We start from the raw sequence: 17,386 nt of genomic DNA on the forward strand, positions 1-17,386 counted from the left end.
GCGGGTGCTCAAGTGAGCGATAGTGTCGCGCGTTTTGCTTGCGCCTGCTGAGTTGGGGACAGATTCGGCGTGCGCGCTTGCAGCGGATTATCCGGAACATACGCTTTGAGCCCACATAGGGCGGTCGGCTGGTCCCGAAGTAATTCTGACCTAAGTTACCGCCGACACCATAGCGGTTAGAGACAACCGAAGCGCAGGTCCTTCGCGTCGATCTTCTCTCATCTGATCTCCCTGTGAGCCTCCATTGGCCTAAGCCCGGCTCACATTCCGACTCAAGGAGAAACGTCATGAAACAAGATGTTCTGCAGATCAAGAACAACGCCGCTCTTATCGACATCCCCGCTATTGGGCTCCGGCTTCAGGAGCGAATCGGTCCGGACTCGACGGGAGCGCTGGCGACGTTGATCGAAACAACCGATCAACCCGGATTCGGTCCCCCGCAGCATCGCCATGAAATCGAAACCGAAGTTTTTCATGTTCTGCAGGGACGCTACCTGTTCGAAATAGATGGAAAACAGACGATCGTGAGCGAAGGCGAAACGATCGTTGCGAACCAGGGCACGACACACCGCTTCATCAATATCGATGATCAGGCGTCGCGGATGCTGGTTCTGATCACGCCTGGCTGGGATGCCACGCGCTTTTTTCTCAAACTAAGCGACGTGATGGCGAATGGTTTGCCGGACCCGGCAGCGCTCAAGGCATTCGGCGATCAATGGAGCATTGAATTCGTCGGTCCCCCGTTGAGCCGACCCGCTGCACTGAGCTCCGCCGCCGCATGAATTCAACCCGCAAGATCGCGCTGGTGACAGGAGCGACGCGCGGCATCGGTCTGGAGACGTGCCGGCAACTCGCAGGCGCTGGCGTATTCGTGCTGCTCGCGGGTCGCAACATGACCCGTGCGAGAGAGGCCGCCGATGCACTGCGCGCAGAGGGTCTCGATGTCGAAGCCGTCCTTCTCGATGTCACCGACGCAGCGCACGTCGCTGCCGTCGCTGCGCTGGTCGAGGCACGTTTCGGTCGGCTCGACATCCTCGTGAACAATGCCGGCGTGCTGCTGGACGGTCCGGGCCGCAAGCCGTCCGAACAGACGCTAGCCTGCTGGAGAGAGACGTTCGATACCAACGTCTTCGCGATGATCGCGCTGACGCAGGCTTTCTTGCCACTGCTGCGGGCGGCGCCTGCCGCACGCATCGTCAACGTGTCGAGTCAGCTTGGGTCGTTCGGCTTGCATACGGACCCTCGCTCGTCCATCTACGATCTGAAGCTTCCCGCTTACGACGCATCGAAGAGCGTCGTCAACGCATGGACCGTGCATCTCGCTCATGAACTCCGCGATACGCCCGTCAAGGTCAACGCGATTCATCCCGGCTACGTGCAGACCGACATGACGGGCGGCACCGGTGAGCTGCACGTCAGCGACGGCGCGAGAAGCAGCGTGCAGATGGCGCTGCTCGCAGATGACGGCCCGACAGGAACCTTCACGCACCTGGGCGAGCCACTGCCCTGGTAGGTGCGCGGGTGTGATCAGTAACGATGCCCGGGTGGCGGCGGCGGACGACGGTGCGGCGGTGGCGGCGGACGATGATGGTGCCGCGGCGCCGGCCTGCAGCGACGCACGAGATGTCCGTGGTGCCAGTAGCGGCGGCACTCCATTCTTTGGTGTGCGCTAGCCGTTTGCGGAATGCTCATCAGCGTAGTGGTGAGCAGCGTGGCGGCGATAAGAGCTCGCATCAGCATTGACTTTGATACCTCCAGAGTGCGATAGGCACCGCATATTGCCATAAAGCAAGCTTTGGGTACGCTGACGATTGCATTTCGTTCGGCATACCGCCGCCTAACGCGCAGCCGGTTGCACAGCCTGCAACTCACGCACGAGGTCACGCGACACGTAATGCGGACCATCGAACAGATACACGCGATACCCTCGATACGCTTCGAGCTGCGGCCGCAGTTCGTCTGCCGTGGCAGCGCGCATGCCGCCGCCCAGCTGCGGCCTGAACGCCTCGGCGATGATGCGCACGCGCGCCTTGCCCAGCTTCGCCGACAACTGGTCTGCGTACTGCCGCGCAATGCGCGGCTCGCGCGCATACTCGCCGCAACCATCCTGCAACAGCACGCCGACGTCTTGCGGCAACCACGACGCGAGCCAGTCCGCGAGCGCCTCACCGCCGACGTTCTGCCGGTCGTACACGCTGATCCACAGCGGCCTGGGCAGCGCATCGAGCACAGGGCGCAACGTAACGGCAGCCGATTTCCAGCTCGGATCGAGTTCGACGGGAAAATACCAGCCGGTGACGTGCACGGGCAACGTCGTTTGCAACAGTTGAGCGGATTCGCGCAGCAGCGCCGTGGTGTCCCCACGCGCGGCATTCTCGCTGAATCGCCCAGACAGCCCGACGATCACATCGCGCGCCCACGGCTCGCGTGCAATGCGGTTCCAGTCCGGCATGTTCGTGGACGCACGCATCGTCGTTCCGCCGACGAACGCGATGCCGTCCACCGCTGTCCATTGCACCAGCAGTTCGTGTGCGCCAAGCCGGTCCCAGTCGCCGCGCGGATCGGCGTGATCCGTATCCGGCTGCCAGACGATGCCCTGCACAGGCGGCAACGTACTGCTGTTCGCGCACGATGTCAGGCACGGCACAGCGAGCGCGAGTGCCGTAAAGACCGCGCGAAACGACAACCTCTTCATGTCGACGATCTGACGCAATGCCGTGCCTGACGCAGGCAGGCGCTAGTACGAATAAACCGCGCCGAAGAACACGCCGCGCGCGCGGCTGTCGCCCGCGACGCGCACGCGATACTGCACCGACACATCGACAAAAGACCGCGGGGCATCGTAGGGACCTCCTCTGAACCAGAAACGCGCGGACACGCCGGCGCCCACACCGACGGGCACGCTATGATCGATCGATGAATCGTAATCCGCGCCCGCGACCAGATGCGGAAACACGGTCAGCCGCGGATCGACTGCATCGACTCGGAACGTGCGGCCAAAGCGTGCATTCGCCGTCGCATAGGAAGACGGATGCTGCACGTAGTGGCCCGCCTCGCCGTAGACAATGCCCGTCCACCAGCTCGGCACGTCGAGGCGCCGCTCCGTTCCGAAACCGCCCGACCACGCCGCGCGCGCCAGCCAGTCGCCGCGTACGCTTGAGCCGATCGGGAAAATCCGTTCGAACGCGAAGATCGCATTGGTCGATGCGAACGGCTTGACGCGCGCGCCGAGCGCGGCCTGCAAGGTGGTCACGCCGGAAGGCGAATCGCCTTTCACACCAAAGTTCTCGTAGCCGCGCGCATAGACTTCGAACGCGCGCTCGCCGAGGCTGCCGAATGGGCGCCAGTAGGCTTCCGTGCCCGCCTGCCAGTTGTTGGAGAGGCCGGGCGTCGGGTTGGTCGAGAGTCCGTTCGCGATGCCGCTGCCGCGATAGTTGAGCGTCACGTTGAAACCCCATTTGCGGGTCGCGTCGGCATGTGCCTGTTGTGCGTCGAGCAGGGCTTGAGGCGTCATCGTCCCGTTATCGATGGCACGTTCGAGCCACGCGGCGCCGGCTTCGTCGTGATGCGCGGCGAGCGCGGCATAGCCCGCATCGCCCGCGGCGGACGCGGGCAGCGAGCCTTCGCGGTCAGCCTGTTCGAACGATGTGTACGCAAGCTTTCCATCGCCCGCACGTTGCGCGAGATACGCGGTCTGCAGCGGCGCCATGCCGTTCGTCATGCCGGACGCGAGCAGTGTGCGTGCTTCGCGACGCGCCTGCGCAGCGTCGCCATCGGCAACGAGTGCGTCGATTAGGGCGATACGCCGTTGCGGATCGTCTGGCACGGCGGCCACAGCCTGACGCAGCGCGAGCACGGCTGCACGATGGTCGCCGCGCTGCGTCGCCGCACGCGCGGTCCGCATTGCCTCGAAGCCGGGATCAGCGGCGTATAGGTCGCACGATGCGCCGAACGCGTCGGCGTGACAGTCGAATACGGGCTTCGCGAGTGTATCGACGTGAAGCGCTTGTGCCGTGAAAGCTCGCTGCGCGCGAAGGCGGCGCAAGGCAATGGCGTCGTCGGTATCGTCATGTTCGGGGCGCAGCGGCGCGAGCACGTCGAGCGCTGCCTTCGGACGGCCTTCGGAAAGCCATGTATCCGCGATGATCGTGCGCGCGACGCGCGCATCTCTGGTCGTCGAAGCGTTATCCGCTTCATTCGATTGTGGATCGCGCGGCACGTCGAGTGCATGCGCGAAATCGGCGTCCGCGCCGGACTCGCCGCGTGCAGCGCGCGCGTAGCCGCGTAACGTCCACGCCAGCACATCGGTGTCGTCCTGGGCGATGGCCTGGGTTGCGGCCTGTTCGAGCCCGACCATGTCGTTGCGGGCGATCAGCACGTCGAATAGCTGTGTCCTGAAGTTGCGGCGGTCGGGCGCGTAAGCGATTGCCTCGCGCGCGAGACGTTCGGCATCGGCGAGATCGCCGCGTTGCCGCGCGTCGTAGGCAGCCGTCGATATGTTCGGCGCAAGACGCGCGCCGATGAACATGCGTCGCGAGCGAAGCGCTGCCGTATCGCCGAACTTGCTGGCGGCATCCTGATCGGCTGCGTACGCTGCGTCGTCACGCCCCGATGCCGAGAGCGCATCGATCAGCAAATACCGCAATCGTGCGACCTCCGGCGCGAGTGCAATGGCGCGCTTCGCTTCAGAGGCGGCGGTGTCGTAGTCCTTGCCGGCATACGCGCGATACGCAGCGCGCGCGGCCACGCCCGCCGCTCCGGGCAGATCGCTGGCACCGCCATCGTCGCCCGCCGCGATCTGTTCGCGGCGCCTGATCAGCGAAGCCTGCGGGCCAAGCTCGCGCATCGCGTCGGTGAGCGAGCGCAATGCATCGTCGCGATGGCCATCGGCAGCGAGCGCATTGGCCAGCAGAATGCGCAATTCGGCTACGTCAGGACGCTGACGGATCGCTTCACGCGCGAGCGACACGCTCTCTGCATAGCGATGCTCGCCGTACGCTGCATAAGCCTGCTGCGCGACCCGATACGCTGCGCCCGAAAGACTCAGCGGCAACACTTCATCGGCGAATGCCGCGTGCGCATGCCATGCAAACACGCCCGCGATCAGACACGCAGCCACTGAAACGCGCGGGCGAAACGCGAACCGATGACACGGTGCGTTGAACTCGATGCGCCGCTTCATCGGCCAACCGTTTGCGCTTCGCGCAGACGCTGCTGCGCCGCGACTGCGCTTTGCAACGCCGCGCGCGAGATCACATTGCGCGCGACCATGTAATCGCCGATCCGTCCGTCGCGATCCGGGCGATACGTTTTCAGCGCCGCTTCGAATGCGGCACGCGTGACGAGGCGCATCTCGATCAGCAGATCGCCGAGCAGCGGTACGCCACGCGTTGCGCCCTGCGCGACAGGCGAACGCACTGTCTCTTCGTCGTCGACGAGCGGTTCGTGCACGCCGCGCATGATGCGCAGCCCGGCCGCGACCTCGCTTTCGCGCACGATATGCAGCGTCACCGTGCGGCCCGTGACGATGCGCAATTCGTCGAGCGCCGCATCCGGCAGCAGGTTCGCTGCGATGAACACGGCATGCCCGCTTGCGTCGATGCCTTGTGGCAAGGCGCGCAGTCTCACCAGCACGTCCATGGGCACCTGGTTGGCGGCGTCATGCAGCGATGCCGGCGCGAGCTTGCCGCGCGGCAGATCGGCCTGAAAGGCCACCGCTTCGGCCAGCGTTTCTTCGTCGAGCCAGCCATTGGCCATCAGCACGCGCCCGAGCGGCGCCTCGCGTGCATGATCGTCTTGCAGCGCGCGTTCGAGCGTAGCGGCATCGATGGCCTGCCACGACACCAGCAGCTCGCCCAAGGTCTGGCGTGTGCTGCGCAGGCCGTCCGTGCTCGGAAAATCGTGCATCGTCTTGTCCCACGCGAGGCGTTTGCCCGTTACGACGTGCACGAGAAAGAGCCGCCACGCACGCAGCACCGCAAGGAAGTTGATGAAGTTGCCGATCACGAGACGCGGCACCGACAGCACGCCGTGTTTCCATCCATACAGACGCGTCGTGAAGATCACGCGCTGCACCACGCGCAACGACAACGTGACGAAGTTCGCCGCCAGTAGTCCGCGCATCATCGGTGAATCGATGAATGGCGAGGGAAACAGGTTCGGCGTGAGATCGAACAATGCCGCGAGTCCGAATAGCGTGAACTGGATCACGAGCAGATAGCCGACCATGCCGACGAACGACGTCACCACGCCCTTGCGATCGCGCAGCAGCAGGTAGCGATTGGCGAACGATCCGCTCCAGCCTGTGAGCGCCCAGCCTTGCAGGCCGATGCCCAGCGTCCAGCGCGCGCGTTGGCGATACGCAGTGCGCAACGTGTCGGGAAAGTACTCGCGCACGCATAGCGGCATCGTCATCGTGATTTCGCGCCCTTTGCCGTCGCGCGACCACGACGTGCGGCGCAACGTGTACTCGACGGGAAAGCGCGCGAAGATCGATTGCAGTCCCATGCGGCCGATGCGCTCGCCAATGTCATAGTCTTCCGTGAGGCTCTCCGTGTTGAACGGCTGACGGTCGGTTTCTTCGATCAGCGCGAGCATCGCGCGCCGCGAAAAACAGGTGCCGACACCCGCCGAAGGCACGGTTCCGACCAGGCTTTCACGCACGACGAGATCTTTCGCGTGCCACTCGGCAAACTCGTCCATGTATGTGCCTGCCACCAGTTCATACCACTCGCGTTCGAGCGACGCGACGGGCAGCTGGATCATGTCCTTGCGCGGCAGCAGATAGTTGAAGAACTTCAGTTCGACGGGATGCAGCACGTCTTCACTGTCATGCATCACGACACCCGCGAACTCGATGCCCGCTTCGAACTCGTAGCGGAAGATCGCCTGCACGATCCAGTTCAGGCAGTCCGCCTTGCACGTCGGACCATCGTGCGGCACTTCCACGCGGTGCAGATGCTTGTAGCGGTGCCGCATGCGCTCGACTTCGGCGATCGTCGCGGGATCGTTCTGGTATGTGCCGACGAACACGCGATACGCCCGATAGTCCAGCACGCGCACGAGATCTTCGATCATCGCGGCGATCACGTCATGCTCGTGCCACGCGGGCACCATGATCGCGATCATCTGCTCGGCGCGTTCGTTCAGTTGCGCGACGGTCAGCGGCCGGTGCCTGCGCTTGACGGTGAAATAGCGCACCGCTTCGCGCGTCCAGTACCAGATGTCGATGAACAGATCATCCAGGCTCGACAGCAGGATCAGCGTGGCGACAACCGCCGCCACGTGTTCGAGCAACACGTAGTACTGCGCCAGCAGCACGCTGCCGTAGAAGTGAACGGTCGCGAGTATCACGCCTTGTCCTGCGGCTTGTGATTGCCGTTGTCGCTGCCGTTGCCATTGCCGTTCTGCGCGGTGGCCGCGTTGCGTGCGGCGCGCCTGCGGCGTCGCGCCATTTGAGCGACCAGGATCAGCAGTAACAGAAGCAGCATCAGCGTGAACGGAATGCCCCAACGCGCCCAGTGATGCGTGACCCATTCGGTGCTGCTCGTGCCGGTGGCGGCGAGATCGTCGGGATTCACCGTGTCGAAGCGCTTGAGCACGCCCGTCGAATCGACCACGGCGATGTTGCCGCGCGACAGTTGCAGCTTGTCCGTCAACACAGGCGATTCACCCGTCGAACGATAGACGATCCCGTTCGCGTCACCCGAACTCGCGACGCTCAGCACCGCGAGCCGCGTGAGGCCGGACACGTCGATCAGCCGGTCGCCCTGCGAGGACTTGAGCGACAGCCGGTCAGCAGAGAACGAGACGGGATCGTGCTCGTCGGCGAGCGGCACGTCGGCGGCGAGGAACGGACCGGACGGATTCGCGCTCGCGCCGTTCGCGACCACGCTGAACTTCGCGGGCAAGGGCGCAACGCCTGCTGCACCCGTCAGCACGGCGAGACGCGGCACGCTGTCGACGGCATTGTCGAGATACGACTGCGGCACGATCACGGTCGCCGACGATGCATAGCGCGCCGCCATGCCGACGAAATCCTTGCCGGGCGTGCCGTCCGCGAGCTTCAGATAGCTGCTCGGCAACACAGCGACGGGATACGACTGACGCGCCTGGCAACCGGCATCCGGCTGACGGCGGAACGTCACGCGCAGATCGTTGGTGCGCGCCAGTGCATAGCGCGGAATCTTGAGGCTCAGCCGTTCGCGCTTGCCGTCGATGTCGAGCAGCTTCGCGCCGATCATCACATCGTTGAAATAGACAGTCGCGGTCGCTGCGCCGTTCGACAGCGTTGGCGAAGCGGCGAGATCGAGCACGACTTCATCGGGCAGTTTGCCGTTGCCGGAAGCTGCGGCCAGATCGAAGCTCGCCTCCCATGCGGCTGTCGAATGCACATCGACGCTGCGTGGCTCCCCGCCGAGGTCCGACAGGAGAATCGCGTCGCCATGCAGGCGTTCGCCTGTGTCGATCTGATGGACGACCACGCGGCGCGAGATGTCGATGGAACGCCAGCTGCGCGCAAGCACCGCAACTCCTGCGTTGTCGCCAACCGCGATCACCGCGCGCCCGCCGTAATGCGCGACACGCACCTCGCCCGCCGCGAGCGGCGCGACGATCTGGCTCGCGCTATGGTCGCGCCACGCGTCGAACGAAGGCAGCGCCGCCGCAGACGACTGGGCGATCTGCGCGCGTAACGCATTGAGCGCGGCGTTGAACGACGCGCGCAGTGCATCGTCCGCGACGATCACGTCGGGGCCGAAGACGCGGCGCGGCGCGAGCGCGAGCAATGCGCCGAGTTCTGCTGCGTTGGCAATCACGTGCTTTTGCGCGTCGGGCGCGGACGCAGCCGCTGCGAGTGCATCGAAGGCCGGTATGCCGCGCAGCGATGCAGGCGCGTTCAACGCCGACAGATCGACCTTCGAACCGACTGCGGGCATGGCCTGTGTCAACGGACGCTTGCCGTCGCGTTGCAGCAGTGCGTCGGTGCGCCATGCGTTGTCGAGCGAGGCGGCGGTGAGACTACGGCCCGCGATCGTCAGCACGGGCGCGTACGGCAGCGCGCTCCATGCAGTGCGGATGTCGCGTACGTCGGCGGGATCGAAACGGTAGGTGAGACGCGTGGACGGGTCCACGCGCAACACATTGCCGATTGCGGTCTGATCGGTGCAGACGTTGTCGTTGATCACGGAGGCGTAGCCGAGACCGAGCCGCACGAAGCCCACTGAACGCGGTGCGCCATCGACGCCGAGGTCGATCGTCACGCCACCTTCGGCCTTGTCGAGCGCGCGCGCGGCCACGGGCGAGCCGTCGAGCGAAACCAGCATCGTGGTGCGGCCACCGTCGCCGCGCACGTAACCGCCGTCGAACTGCAGGGCCGCGTCAGTGAGCGGCACATCGGCAGGGACAGGCAGGAAGAATTCGCGGCGTGTATCGGGCGCGGTCAGGCTGACGGCACTCAACAGGCCGAGCTGACGCAGCGTGACCGTGCGCGTTTCGATAACGCTCTGATTCAGGCTGTCGAATGCGCCGGCTGCAAACGCTGGCACGGACACCAATACAGTGGTGAACAGCGCGAACAGTTGCGCGCGCGAGCAGAGTGAAATGCCGGCAAACGCGGGACGTACCCGCGCGATGCCGCGGCTTAACGTGTCGATCATCAAGGCGGATTCTCGTCAGACGAAGGTGAGCGATACGGTGCTGGTGCGCACCGGCGATCAGGCAAGGGCGGCGAGTGGCGCGCGCGGGGCGAGTTCGGCGGGTGGTGCGAATTCCTCGAACGCGCGCCCGGCCAGCGCGGCGACGATCCGCTGCGAAGCGCGGCCATCGCCATAAGGATTCGCGCAACGCGCAAAGGCGGCACGCGCGGCCGGATCATCGAGCAGATGCGCGACGGCGCTAACGATCGACTCGCGCCGCGTGCCGACCAGTTGGACCGTGCCCGCTTCGATGGCTTCGGGCCGCTCAGTTGTGTCGCGCATCACGAGCACCGGTTTGCCGAGTGCGGGCGCTTCTTCCTGCACACCGCCCGAGTCGGTCAGCACGATCGTGGCGCACTGAAGCAGACGGATAAAGCCCGCATAGTCCTGCGGCTCGATCAGATGCACATTGCGAACGCCGTTCAGGGCGTCGCGCACGGGGCCGAGCACGTTCGGATTCAGATGGACGGGATAGACGATCTGCACATCGTCACGCCTTGCTATATCGGCCAGTGCCGCGCAGACGTTGGCGAGGCCCGAGCCGAAGTTCTCGCGCCGGTGTCCGGTGACGAGCACCATATGCTTCATCGGGTTGATGAAGCGAAAGCGCGAATCGAGACTCGTGCGGAAAGGCGGGTTGTGCTCGATACGGCGGACCATCGAGTGCAGCGCATCGATCACCGTATTGCCCGTCACGTACACCTTGCCGGCGAGCGTTTCGGCGGCGAGATTCGATTTCGACTGGCGCGTCGGCGCAAACAGGAGATCTGCGATGACATCGACCACACGACGGTTCGCTTCTTCCGGCCACGGATGTTGCAGGTCGCGCGTGCGCAGGCCGGCTTCGACATGGGCAACCGGCACGCGCGAATTGAAGGCGGCCAGCGCTGCAGCCGAAGCTGTTGTCGTGTCGCCGTGCACAATGATGCGGTCGGGGCGCACCTGAGCGATCACCTGGTCAAGTGAAGCAATCACTTTCGATGCCACGCTATTGAGCGTCTGGTTCCCCGTCATGAGCGCGAGATCGAAATGAGCGCTGATGCCGAATGTGGTGAGCACCTGATCGAGCATCGAACGATGTTGCCCGCTCAGGCACACGATCGGCTCGAGTTCAGGGTCCGCCTGCATTGCTCGGATCAACGGCGCCATTTTGATTGCTTCAGGCCTCGTCCCAAATACCGACATGATCTTCTTTTTCATTTTTCATTACGGTGGTTATGCGTATTGCACGGAATAGTAAAAGGTCATGCAAAAGCGCAAGGACGCAATGTGTAAGAAAAATTTTCAGAAGATAGCGGTATTTATGGCAGATTGTGGCGTGCGGCAGGAAGGGATTTCTTTGTTGGAAATGCAGTGGGAAAAATAATTGATTTAAAAATGCATTAATTGCTGGTTTGTGATGGCTGGGAATGCAATTGTTTCTTTGTTTGATTAAATTTTAAGCGGGTTGTGGCTTTCAATTCAGTGAATTGGTGTTGGTGGATTTAAAGATTTGAAGTTGGACAATTGTGAGTCAAGTGGGCTTTGGGTGCGGGAAATTCGTCGCTCAGCTTCAATGATCAGTCAGTGCGATCGCGTTCTCTGCGCCGCCCTTTACGGATTGCACATTACGACGCCGCTTTGACAGCAGGGGGCTTGTAGGTGCCATAAATGACGGACTGCCCTGGGCGATAGATGCGCATCAGGAAGTTCTAGCCTTCACTGATGTCCACTCGGTTGGGCTTGTCGCCGCACGCCTGAGCCGAACCCAAGTAGGCGGTGAATGATCCGTCGGGATTCAGCTTCGTGTTGCTCTTGTTGAGCACGCTGTTGCCGCTCTTCATGTAGCCGTCTGCGCCATACAAGGTGGTCGACCAGAAAGCCTTGTTCGGCAGCACGCGATAGGTTGCCGTATAACACTGGTCGGCGGGGAGCTTGGGGTTGTAGTTGATATGGGTCGCATCGCGGTTGGGAAACAGATCCCACGCTCTCGTTGCCGCGTACTGGTGTGTTTTCTCGCTTGCCTTGCCTCGCGGACCTTGCCACTCATCCGGGCGGTCAGTCGAAGATCAGTAATCGGCCATAGCGGACCTTGGAGTGCCAACCTCTATGAGGCAACTGCGCGGGGCTTTGCCGCCGCTCGCATCGTCGCAACGTCGAATGTCAGGTGCTGACGCGAACGAATGAGCATCTTTTCGCACCCTCTGTTGCGCGCCTCGTCCCTTCGCCTCCGAAGTCGAACGACGGCTACCCCCCATCAGCAACGCTTCCTTCGACTGAGCGTTCGAACTAAAACGTACATTCGCTTGTTTACATAGGCGCGAAAATCAATGGCCAACATACGACGATGGTTTCCCATCCTCCGTGCGGTGCCCCATAAACGCCTTATCCACAGCGCTCGACTACGCGAGCCAAGTAGTTAAAATACATCTAATCGGACCGTGCGTGCGTGATCCGGTGCGAGCCGATACGTAGGTGTCCGAGTTCTATGGGCACATAGATTGCGTGAAGATAACAAGCGAAACCTAACCGTCAAATAGAGCACTCATGAAACTCACAAATCCGGAAAAATTGATATTATTAATGTTGAGCGATATTTACGACAAAATTGGTCTCGACGAGGTGGATACAAAACTCCTTCGCTCGGCGATATATTCAGAAAATACATGGGCTTTGGACTGGGAAATGCCGGGCGTTGTGGGTAGTACCGCGGAATCCACTCCGCCGCTAGTTAATGAGGTCGTGGACTACTTGGATATGTGGAATTTCTTGGAAGAAGCATATGTTGGATTCGATGCGGAGACAAAAGCTAAAATAGAGAGTGATGCCAAGCCCTTCGGAAAGCATGTACGATTTCCCGGCTTTGATGGCAACAACGAGAGCGAATTAGTTAGCATTGTCGATATATTGGTCGACGATATGGGCCGGTTTAGCAGATTCAAGGGCCGTGACATAAATTCTCATGCACCGATGCGCGAAAGCTATGCAAGGATGTACAAAGTGTTCGAGCCCATTCGACGCACGCTGACTGGATTAAACGGACTGACGGCACAACAAACAATAGAGATTTTGCAGGCAAGACGACATAGCGCCGACAACGCTCTCTGAATTAGCAGTCTGAAGAATAGAAACGAAAACAAATCAGAATACTACTGGACATTTGAAGAAGAGATGAGGAAACCGACATATCTGGCAGACGAGGTCTGGAGGGGATTGCCAGTTCAAGACTTTAGGGCAAGATTTTTTGTCGAGGCGTATGTGGAGAAGTTGAGGATGCACACGCCTCATTTTTACCAAGCGCGCCTAATGAATATCTTCAGCACGTGCGCTGAAATGATGATCTACGTTGACGAACAAATTTCGAATGACAAAAATTCGGCTTACGTTATTTCGGCAATGAAAGAGATAGACGATTGCTGGGATACCGATCCTGTCGCACAAGATCTACTGTCTGACGTCGTTGGCTTGAGAGCCGCGATCAGTAAAAGGGTACAGAACGGCGAGTTAGGTGCAGGCACGTTGGGGCGCTTGCGTGTTTTTTGTCGAGCAATTTTGTCAAGACACGAATCCTACGCTTCTGCTCTGTTAGAAGCGCTTGAAGAGGCTGTTGTCGGTCCTGCTGAATTGACGCAACGCGACCGAATCACCGCTCAAATCGACCAGCTAACTGGACTATATATAACGCACCTGTTAGGTCGTGGCTATTCTCCGACGTATCTGTTTAATAGAGCAGATATGTTTTGTTATGAGAAAAACTACTCAGGTCGATCATTCCCGGATCAATTTCGACTAATCACTGAACGTCTGCAAAGTCACAAAATTTCATTTGATGTTTACTTTGGAATTAGTACGAATCGACCTCGAATTTTCAGTGATGTTAAAGATGATCCGGATTTTTCGTTCCTCGCGAAAATTCCCGATGAAATTCAAGGAACCAATCGCGAGAAACTTGAAAAAAACATTGAAATCAATCTTGTAGCAAAGGCAGCCATTGAGGCTACCGATCACGTGAGCGCGGCGCTGCGAACCAAAGAGCGTCTGGACCGTTTTCTCGACGCGGCAACGGCACTTGAGCTAAAAACCAACATTCAAGTTTCTGCGCACTGCGTCGTGATTTATCAGACGCAAAATTTCACCTATAAACAAACCTTGAACGTGGACATGCTTCTCGCGTTCATGTCAAGCGAGGTAGGTAGTTCATTTTCGGATGCGCCCACATCGATACGACAAATGTTACGTGGCTTAAACAATTCGGCGACCGACCAGCTGGAGCGATCGTTGCGATATTTACGATTGGCCCGATATTCAGTGTCATTGGAGCAGAAGCTACTTAATCTCTGGATCGCTCTTGAGTCACTGTTTGGTGAATTTGAGGGTGGTATATTGAACGGAATTTTAGAGTATCTTCCCCAACTATACGCAACCACTGGATTGGCGAGGCGAGTTGCATATCTGAGAAATTTGCTTGCGTCTAACGATATCGCCATGACCGATCTTGTACGATCCGTTTTATCTGTCGACTCTGATAATTTTGATAAAACGACAACGGATCAGCAGGTTTTTGCGTTACTAAAAAATGAAAAATCTGCGATTGATCTTTTTAACAATTTAGGTGACAAGGAGCATCTGAAATTCAAGCTAATGAAAATATTTTTAGAATTTAAAGATAATAAGGCAATTAAAAATCGCTTGGAGAAAAGCGAAGGCGACGTAGCGAGGCAGTTACGTAGGATTTATTTTCTTCGCAATAAAATTGCCCATGCCGGGCATTATAAAGGAGTTCGACCACAACTGGTGACTCACCTTCTTGATTATATCGCCGTTGCATATCGAGCAATCTCAAATGCGTCGTCAAGAGCCAAAGAGGGGAGTACTTATTCGATAGGAGAATTGTTGACAGCATCTCGAATGGGCGTCGATGTAGTCGTCGATCGAGCGAACTCGAAGGAACAGATATCGACACTCGATCAGATTATTGCGATACCGCTAATATAGCCATTTGCGGCGAGTGGTGTGCCGGATCGCTAGGCGATGAAATGGAGCAGAACCTCATCGGCCTTCGAAGGAAATAAGCATAGCCTACGGAAAGACCAAATATAGGGCTATTGGGATATTCGATGCTTGGCGCCGATTGGGGGGCTTCGGCTCTGATCTCACGCTCGTCGCTCGCCCCTCGCGCTACGGGGTTAGAATTGGCCGAAATGATCTCACTTACGATCGCGGCCAGTTTTGGAGCGGACTGACCGTTCGAATGACCATCGCTGTGTGTCTCGCGACTGACAAGAGTTTGCTGGGAGTATGCTTACACCACGTCGTCGGAAAGTTACCGTTGAGACTCGAATGTCAGTTCTGTAGTACGTTCATCCACAGTCATTCACTATCATGCTCACGCGGGCACTTAAGCAGCCGCTCGGTGCAGAGAACGGACCGTCGGTGTTGGACGGGCCGTCGCCGAAGTCACCGTTTGAGCCCTCCTTCCCAATCGCAATTAGCGAAAGATGCTCTACGGCAACAGCGCTCGCACTTGATCCCTGAACCAAGCGGTTCTTGCAAGATCTTCTTTTCCCAAATGGACCGCTGCACGTGCGCTTCCACCGTGGTCTTTCGCCGGGAAGACGCGATAAAAAACTTCAAAATCTGACGATGTCAGCGTCTCTGCTACCTTCGCTGCACCCTGTTGAAATCGTTTTGCGTCCTTTTCTTGCCCGGGATCCAAGTAGAACGGGTAGCTCCGTCGCGCATCTTTCAGATTTACTACGAGGCCACTTAAATTTGAGTCTCGTGCCGCACACCATGTTTTAATGTAGGTATCGAGATCAAATCCATTCCCCAATGCCTCTTTTACATTCTCTGGGTGGTACAGATAATTTTCAACGCTGTAGTAGTTCAGAATTAAGCACGTCGGGTAGTGGTCCTGGATTTCTACTCGCTCGTCATCGGTCAAAAAATCGCGGTCTATGAGGCATCGAGTATCCAATGCTTGCGACGTATAAAATGCGGTCCGTTTATCACGCGCGGGTAGCAGCAGCCGGCTAGGCGTTCCGAGTACAGACGTGTAGTATTTGATATCCGTGTTCTCAACAAACACGAGTTCGCGATTCCCCGCAAGGTCAGCCAGCAGCGATGCGTCGACTGCGATGTCATACAAACCAAAGTCGTTATTCTTGGTGGGCGCTATATTCTGTGGAATATCAAAATCTCGGCCGGAAAAATCCAGAATAGCAGCGTGTTGTGATCTTCTAGCATAGTCGATGAATCCGATAGAGTGAGTTGCGGTCCAAAACTGGCTATCATCGGGTATCCAGTTTTCCGTTATTTCCTTGATAAGTCGGAACTGGAGCGCAGTGTTCATGTGCGCGTCCATCTCATCAACAAACACAATGCTTCCTTGAAGATGCTCCTTTCTAACAAGAAAATTCAAAAGGGCAATGACGACCTGCTTTTCACCATGACTAAGCACATCGTATGTTATTCGTGACGCTCCCTTATTGAACCATAGTTGAGGTGCCTTTTGCGGCTCCGGATCATCAAAATTGATCAACTGAATAACATGCTCGGATGTCTCTCCAAATATCCGTGCCAACGCCAAGTTCAATGGGCCAACATATTCGTGAAATATTTCCACCGTGTTAGCAGACTCTCCGCGAAAAGTTGGATTCCGAAGAGCCTTATTCATGTTTGCCGCGTAGTGGTAAACGTCATTTAGAAAACGACTATCATGCTCGATAAAGAAGGCGGGCCGATCGTTGTCGGTTTCCACGGTTTGAGACGAATAGTTAAAGGCATGTGCGAGTCTAGGTAGGACTCTAAGGCTACTCCGACCGTAGAACTTCTTAGCTATTGGATTGTTTGACGCCACGTTTCCTGTTCGAGATAGGTTCGAACCATCCTGAAGTAGGAGCTGCAATGACGGCTCCTTTCCCTCCGTTTTCCAAAAGTATTTTTCGTCGCCCGTTGTACCTCTTCCGCCAGCGAGACGCGAAATCCATTCAAATCCGTCGAATATGCATGACTTACCCGATCCATTGGGCCCGATGAGTAATACTAGTTTCGCCGTTTCGGGTATATCAGAGATCGTCAGATCAGTGAAGCGCTTAAAATCTTTCAATTGAAATGTTTTGATCTTCATGGGCGTTTTTTGCTTTAACATAGTTCGGTGAAACTCCCCGCGCTGCCCTTCTTTTGGCGTTATGGCGCAATGTTCTACTCTAAGGGTAGAGTCGAAATTTCGCTACTAATCGAGGCCCCAAGGCGGGAGCCAGTTGCCATGAAAAATTGAATGGCCTGTGTGCCGTTGAAATCGGCCGTCATGAAACGCAAGCAAATTAGGCCGCTTCGGGTCCGGGAAGCCCGTTCGCGCGACGCGAGTGCGACTTTTGCGACGGTCAACAGGCAAGTGTCAGAAATGCAGAGCGGAGCGGCGCCATCATCGCCAACTGTCGAGCGTCAGCTACGGCCGATTTGCTGCCACTGAGTATCCGACAGAGTCCAGACTGACCCGGCCATCCGGACAACGGCAGACTCCGTTGCGCAAAGGGCAACTCCTGGCCGACTCGGCCTGACGGCAAATGCGCCAAATCGACCCTAGCCGACCACTAGCGTCGATGACTTTTCAACGACAACTTCCAATGCTCCATCGAACATTAGCTCAACCAGCGCTCACACCCTGCACGCAGTCGCGTGCGTAACCCGCCACGCACCACCCCCCTCCC

General features: G+C 58.6%; 11 protein-coding genes. 4 read left to right on the forward strand and 7 right to left on the reverse strand.

Annotation, left to right across the window (positions count from 1 at the left end; genetic code table 11):
• Positions 1 to 287 precede the first annotated feature (287 nt).
• Together DK391_RS06465 and DK391_RS06470 are read left to right on the forward strand one after the other, a co-directional pair.
• Positions 288 to 782: a cupin domain-containing protein gene (locus DK391_RS06465; RefSeq protein ID WP_109477156.1), complete on the forward strand. Its 495-nt coding sequence runs from the start codon at positions 288 to 290 to the stop codon at positions 780 to 782.
• Positions 779 to 1,513, forward strand: a complete 735-nt coding sequence (locus DK391_RS06470; protein WP_109477157.1) for an SDR family oxidoreductase — start codon at positions 779 to 781, stop codon at positions 1,511 to 1,513. Before DK391_RS06465 ends, DK391_RS06470 begins: the two co-directional genes overlap by 4 nt.
• Before the next feature lie 324 nt (positions 1,514 to 1,837).
• Here the strand turns inward: DK391_RS06470 and DK391_RS06475 are convergent, their stop codons facing one another.
• The 6 genes from DK391_RS06475 to DK391_RS44805 form a co-directional block, all read right to left on the reverse strand.
• Positions 1,838 to 2,695, reverse strand: a complete 858-nt coding sequence (locus DK391_RS06475) for a hypothetical protein (protein ID WP_239482721.1) — start codon at positions 2,693 to 2,695, stop codon at positions 1,838 to 1,840.
• A 42-nt stretch (positions 2,696 to 2,737) separates the two neighbouring features.
• Positions 2,738 to 5,182 (reverse strand): bacteriophage N4 adsorption protein A, encoded by a 2,445-nt coding sequence (locus DK391_RS06480; protein WP_109477158.1) that lies wholly within the window; start codon positions 5,180 to 5,182, stop codon positions 2,738 to 2,740.
• Entirely contained in the window at positions 5,179 to 7,353 is a 2,175-nt protein-coding gene (locus DK391_RS06485; protein ID WP_204117301.1) for a glycosyl transferase family protein, read from the reverse strand. The genes DK391_RS06480 and DK391_RS06485 overlap by 4 nt, the downstream gene beginning before the upstream one ends.
• Positions 7,350 to 9,656, reverse strand: a complete 2,307-nt coding sequence (locus DK391_RS06490; protein ID WP_109477160.1) for a cellulose biosynthesis cyclic di-GMP-binding regulatory protein BcsB — start codon at positions 9,654 to 9,656, stop codon at positions 7,350 to 7,352. Before DK391_RS06490 ends, DK391_RS06485 begins: the two co-directional genes overlap by 4 nt.
• A gap of 57 nt (positions 9,657 to 9,713) precedes the next feature.
• Positions 9,714 to 10,895 (reverse strand): UDP-N-acetylglucosamine 2-epimerase (non-hydrolyzing), encoded by a 1,182-nt coding sequence (wecB, locus tag DK391_RS06495; protein ID WP_109477161.1) that lies wholly within the window; start codon positions 10,893 to 10,895, stop codon positions 9,714 to 9,716.
• 491 nt (positions 10,896 to 11,386) lie between these two features.
• The gene (locus tag DK391_RS44805; protein WP_343225305.1) at positions 11,387 to 11,653 is read right to left on the reverse strand and encodes a DUF1214 domain-containing protein; all 267 of its coding nucleotides are present in this window, start codon (positions 11,651 to 11,653) and stop codon (positions 11,387 to 11,389) included.
• Positions 11,654 to 12,221: 568 nt separating this feature from the next.
• Between DK391_RS44805 and DK391_RS06505 the strand changes: the two genes are divergently transcribed.
• Entirely contained in the window at positions 12,222 to 12,782 is a 561-nt protein-coding gene (locus DK391_RS06505; protein ID WP_109477162.1) for a YfbU family protein, read from the forward strand.
• A gap of 165 nt (positions 12,783 to 12,947) precedes the next feature.
• The gene (locus tag DK391_RS06510) at positions 12,948 to 14,669 is read left to right on the forward strand and encodes a HEPN domain-containing protein (protein ID WP_162600704.1); all 1,722 of its coding nucleotides are present in this window, start codon (positions 12,948 to 12,950) and stop codon (positions 14,667 to 14,669) included.
• A gap of 508 nt (positions 14,670 to 15,177) precedes the next feature.
• Here the strand turns inward: DK391_RS06510 and DK391_RS06515 are convergent.
• Positions 15,178 to 16,803: an AAA family ATPase gene (locus DK391_RS06515; RefSeq protein WP_162600705.1), complete on the reverse strand. Its 1,626-nt coding sequence runs from the start codon at positions 16,801 to 16,803 to the stop codon at positions 15,178 to 15,180.
• Between the last annotated feature and the right edge of the window lie 583 nt (positions 16,804 to 17,386).

The organism is Paraburkholderia sp. C35 (assembly GCF_003121405.1).
Taxonomy (GTDB): domain Bacteria; phylum Pseudomonadota; class Gammaproteobacteria; order Burkholderiales; family Burkholderiaceae; genus Paraburkholderia.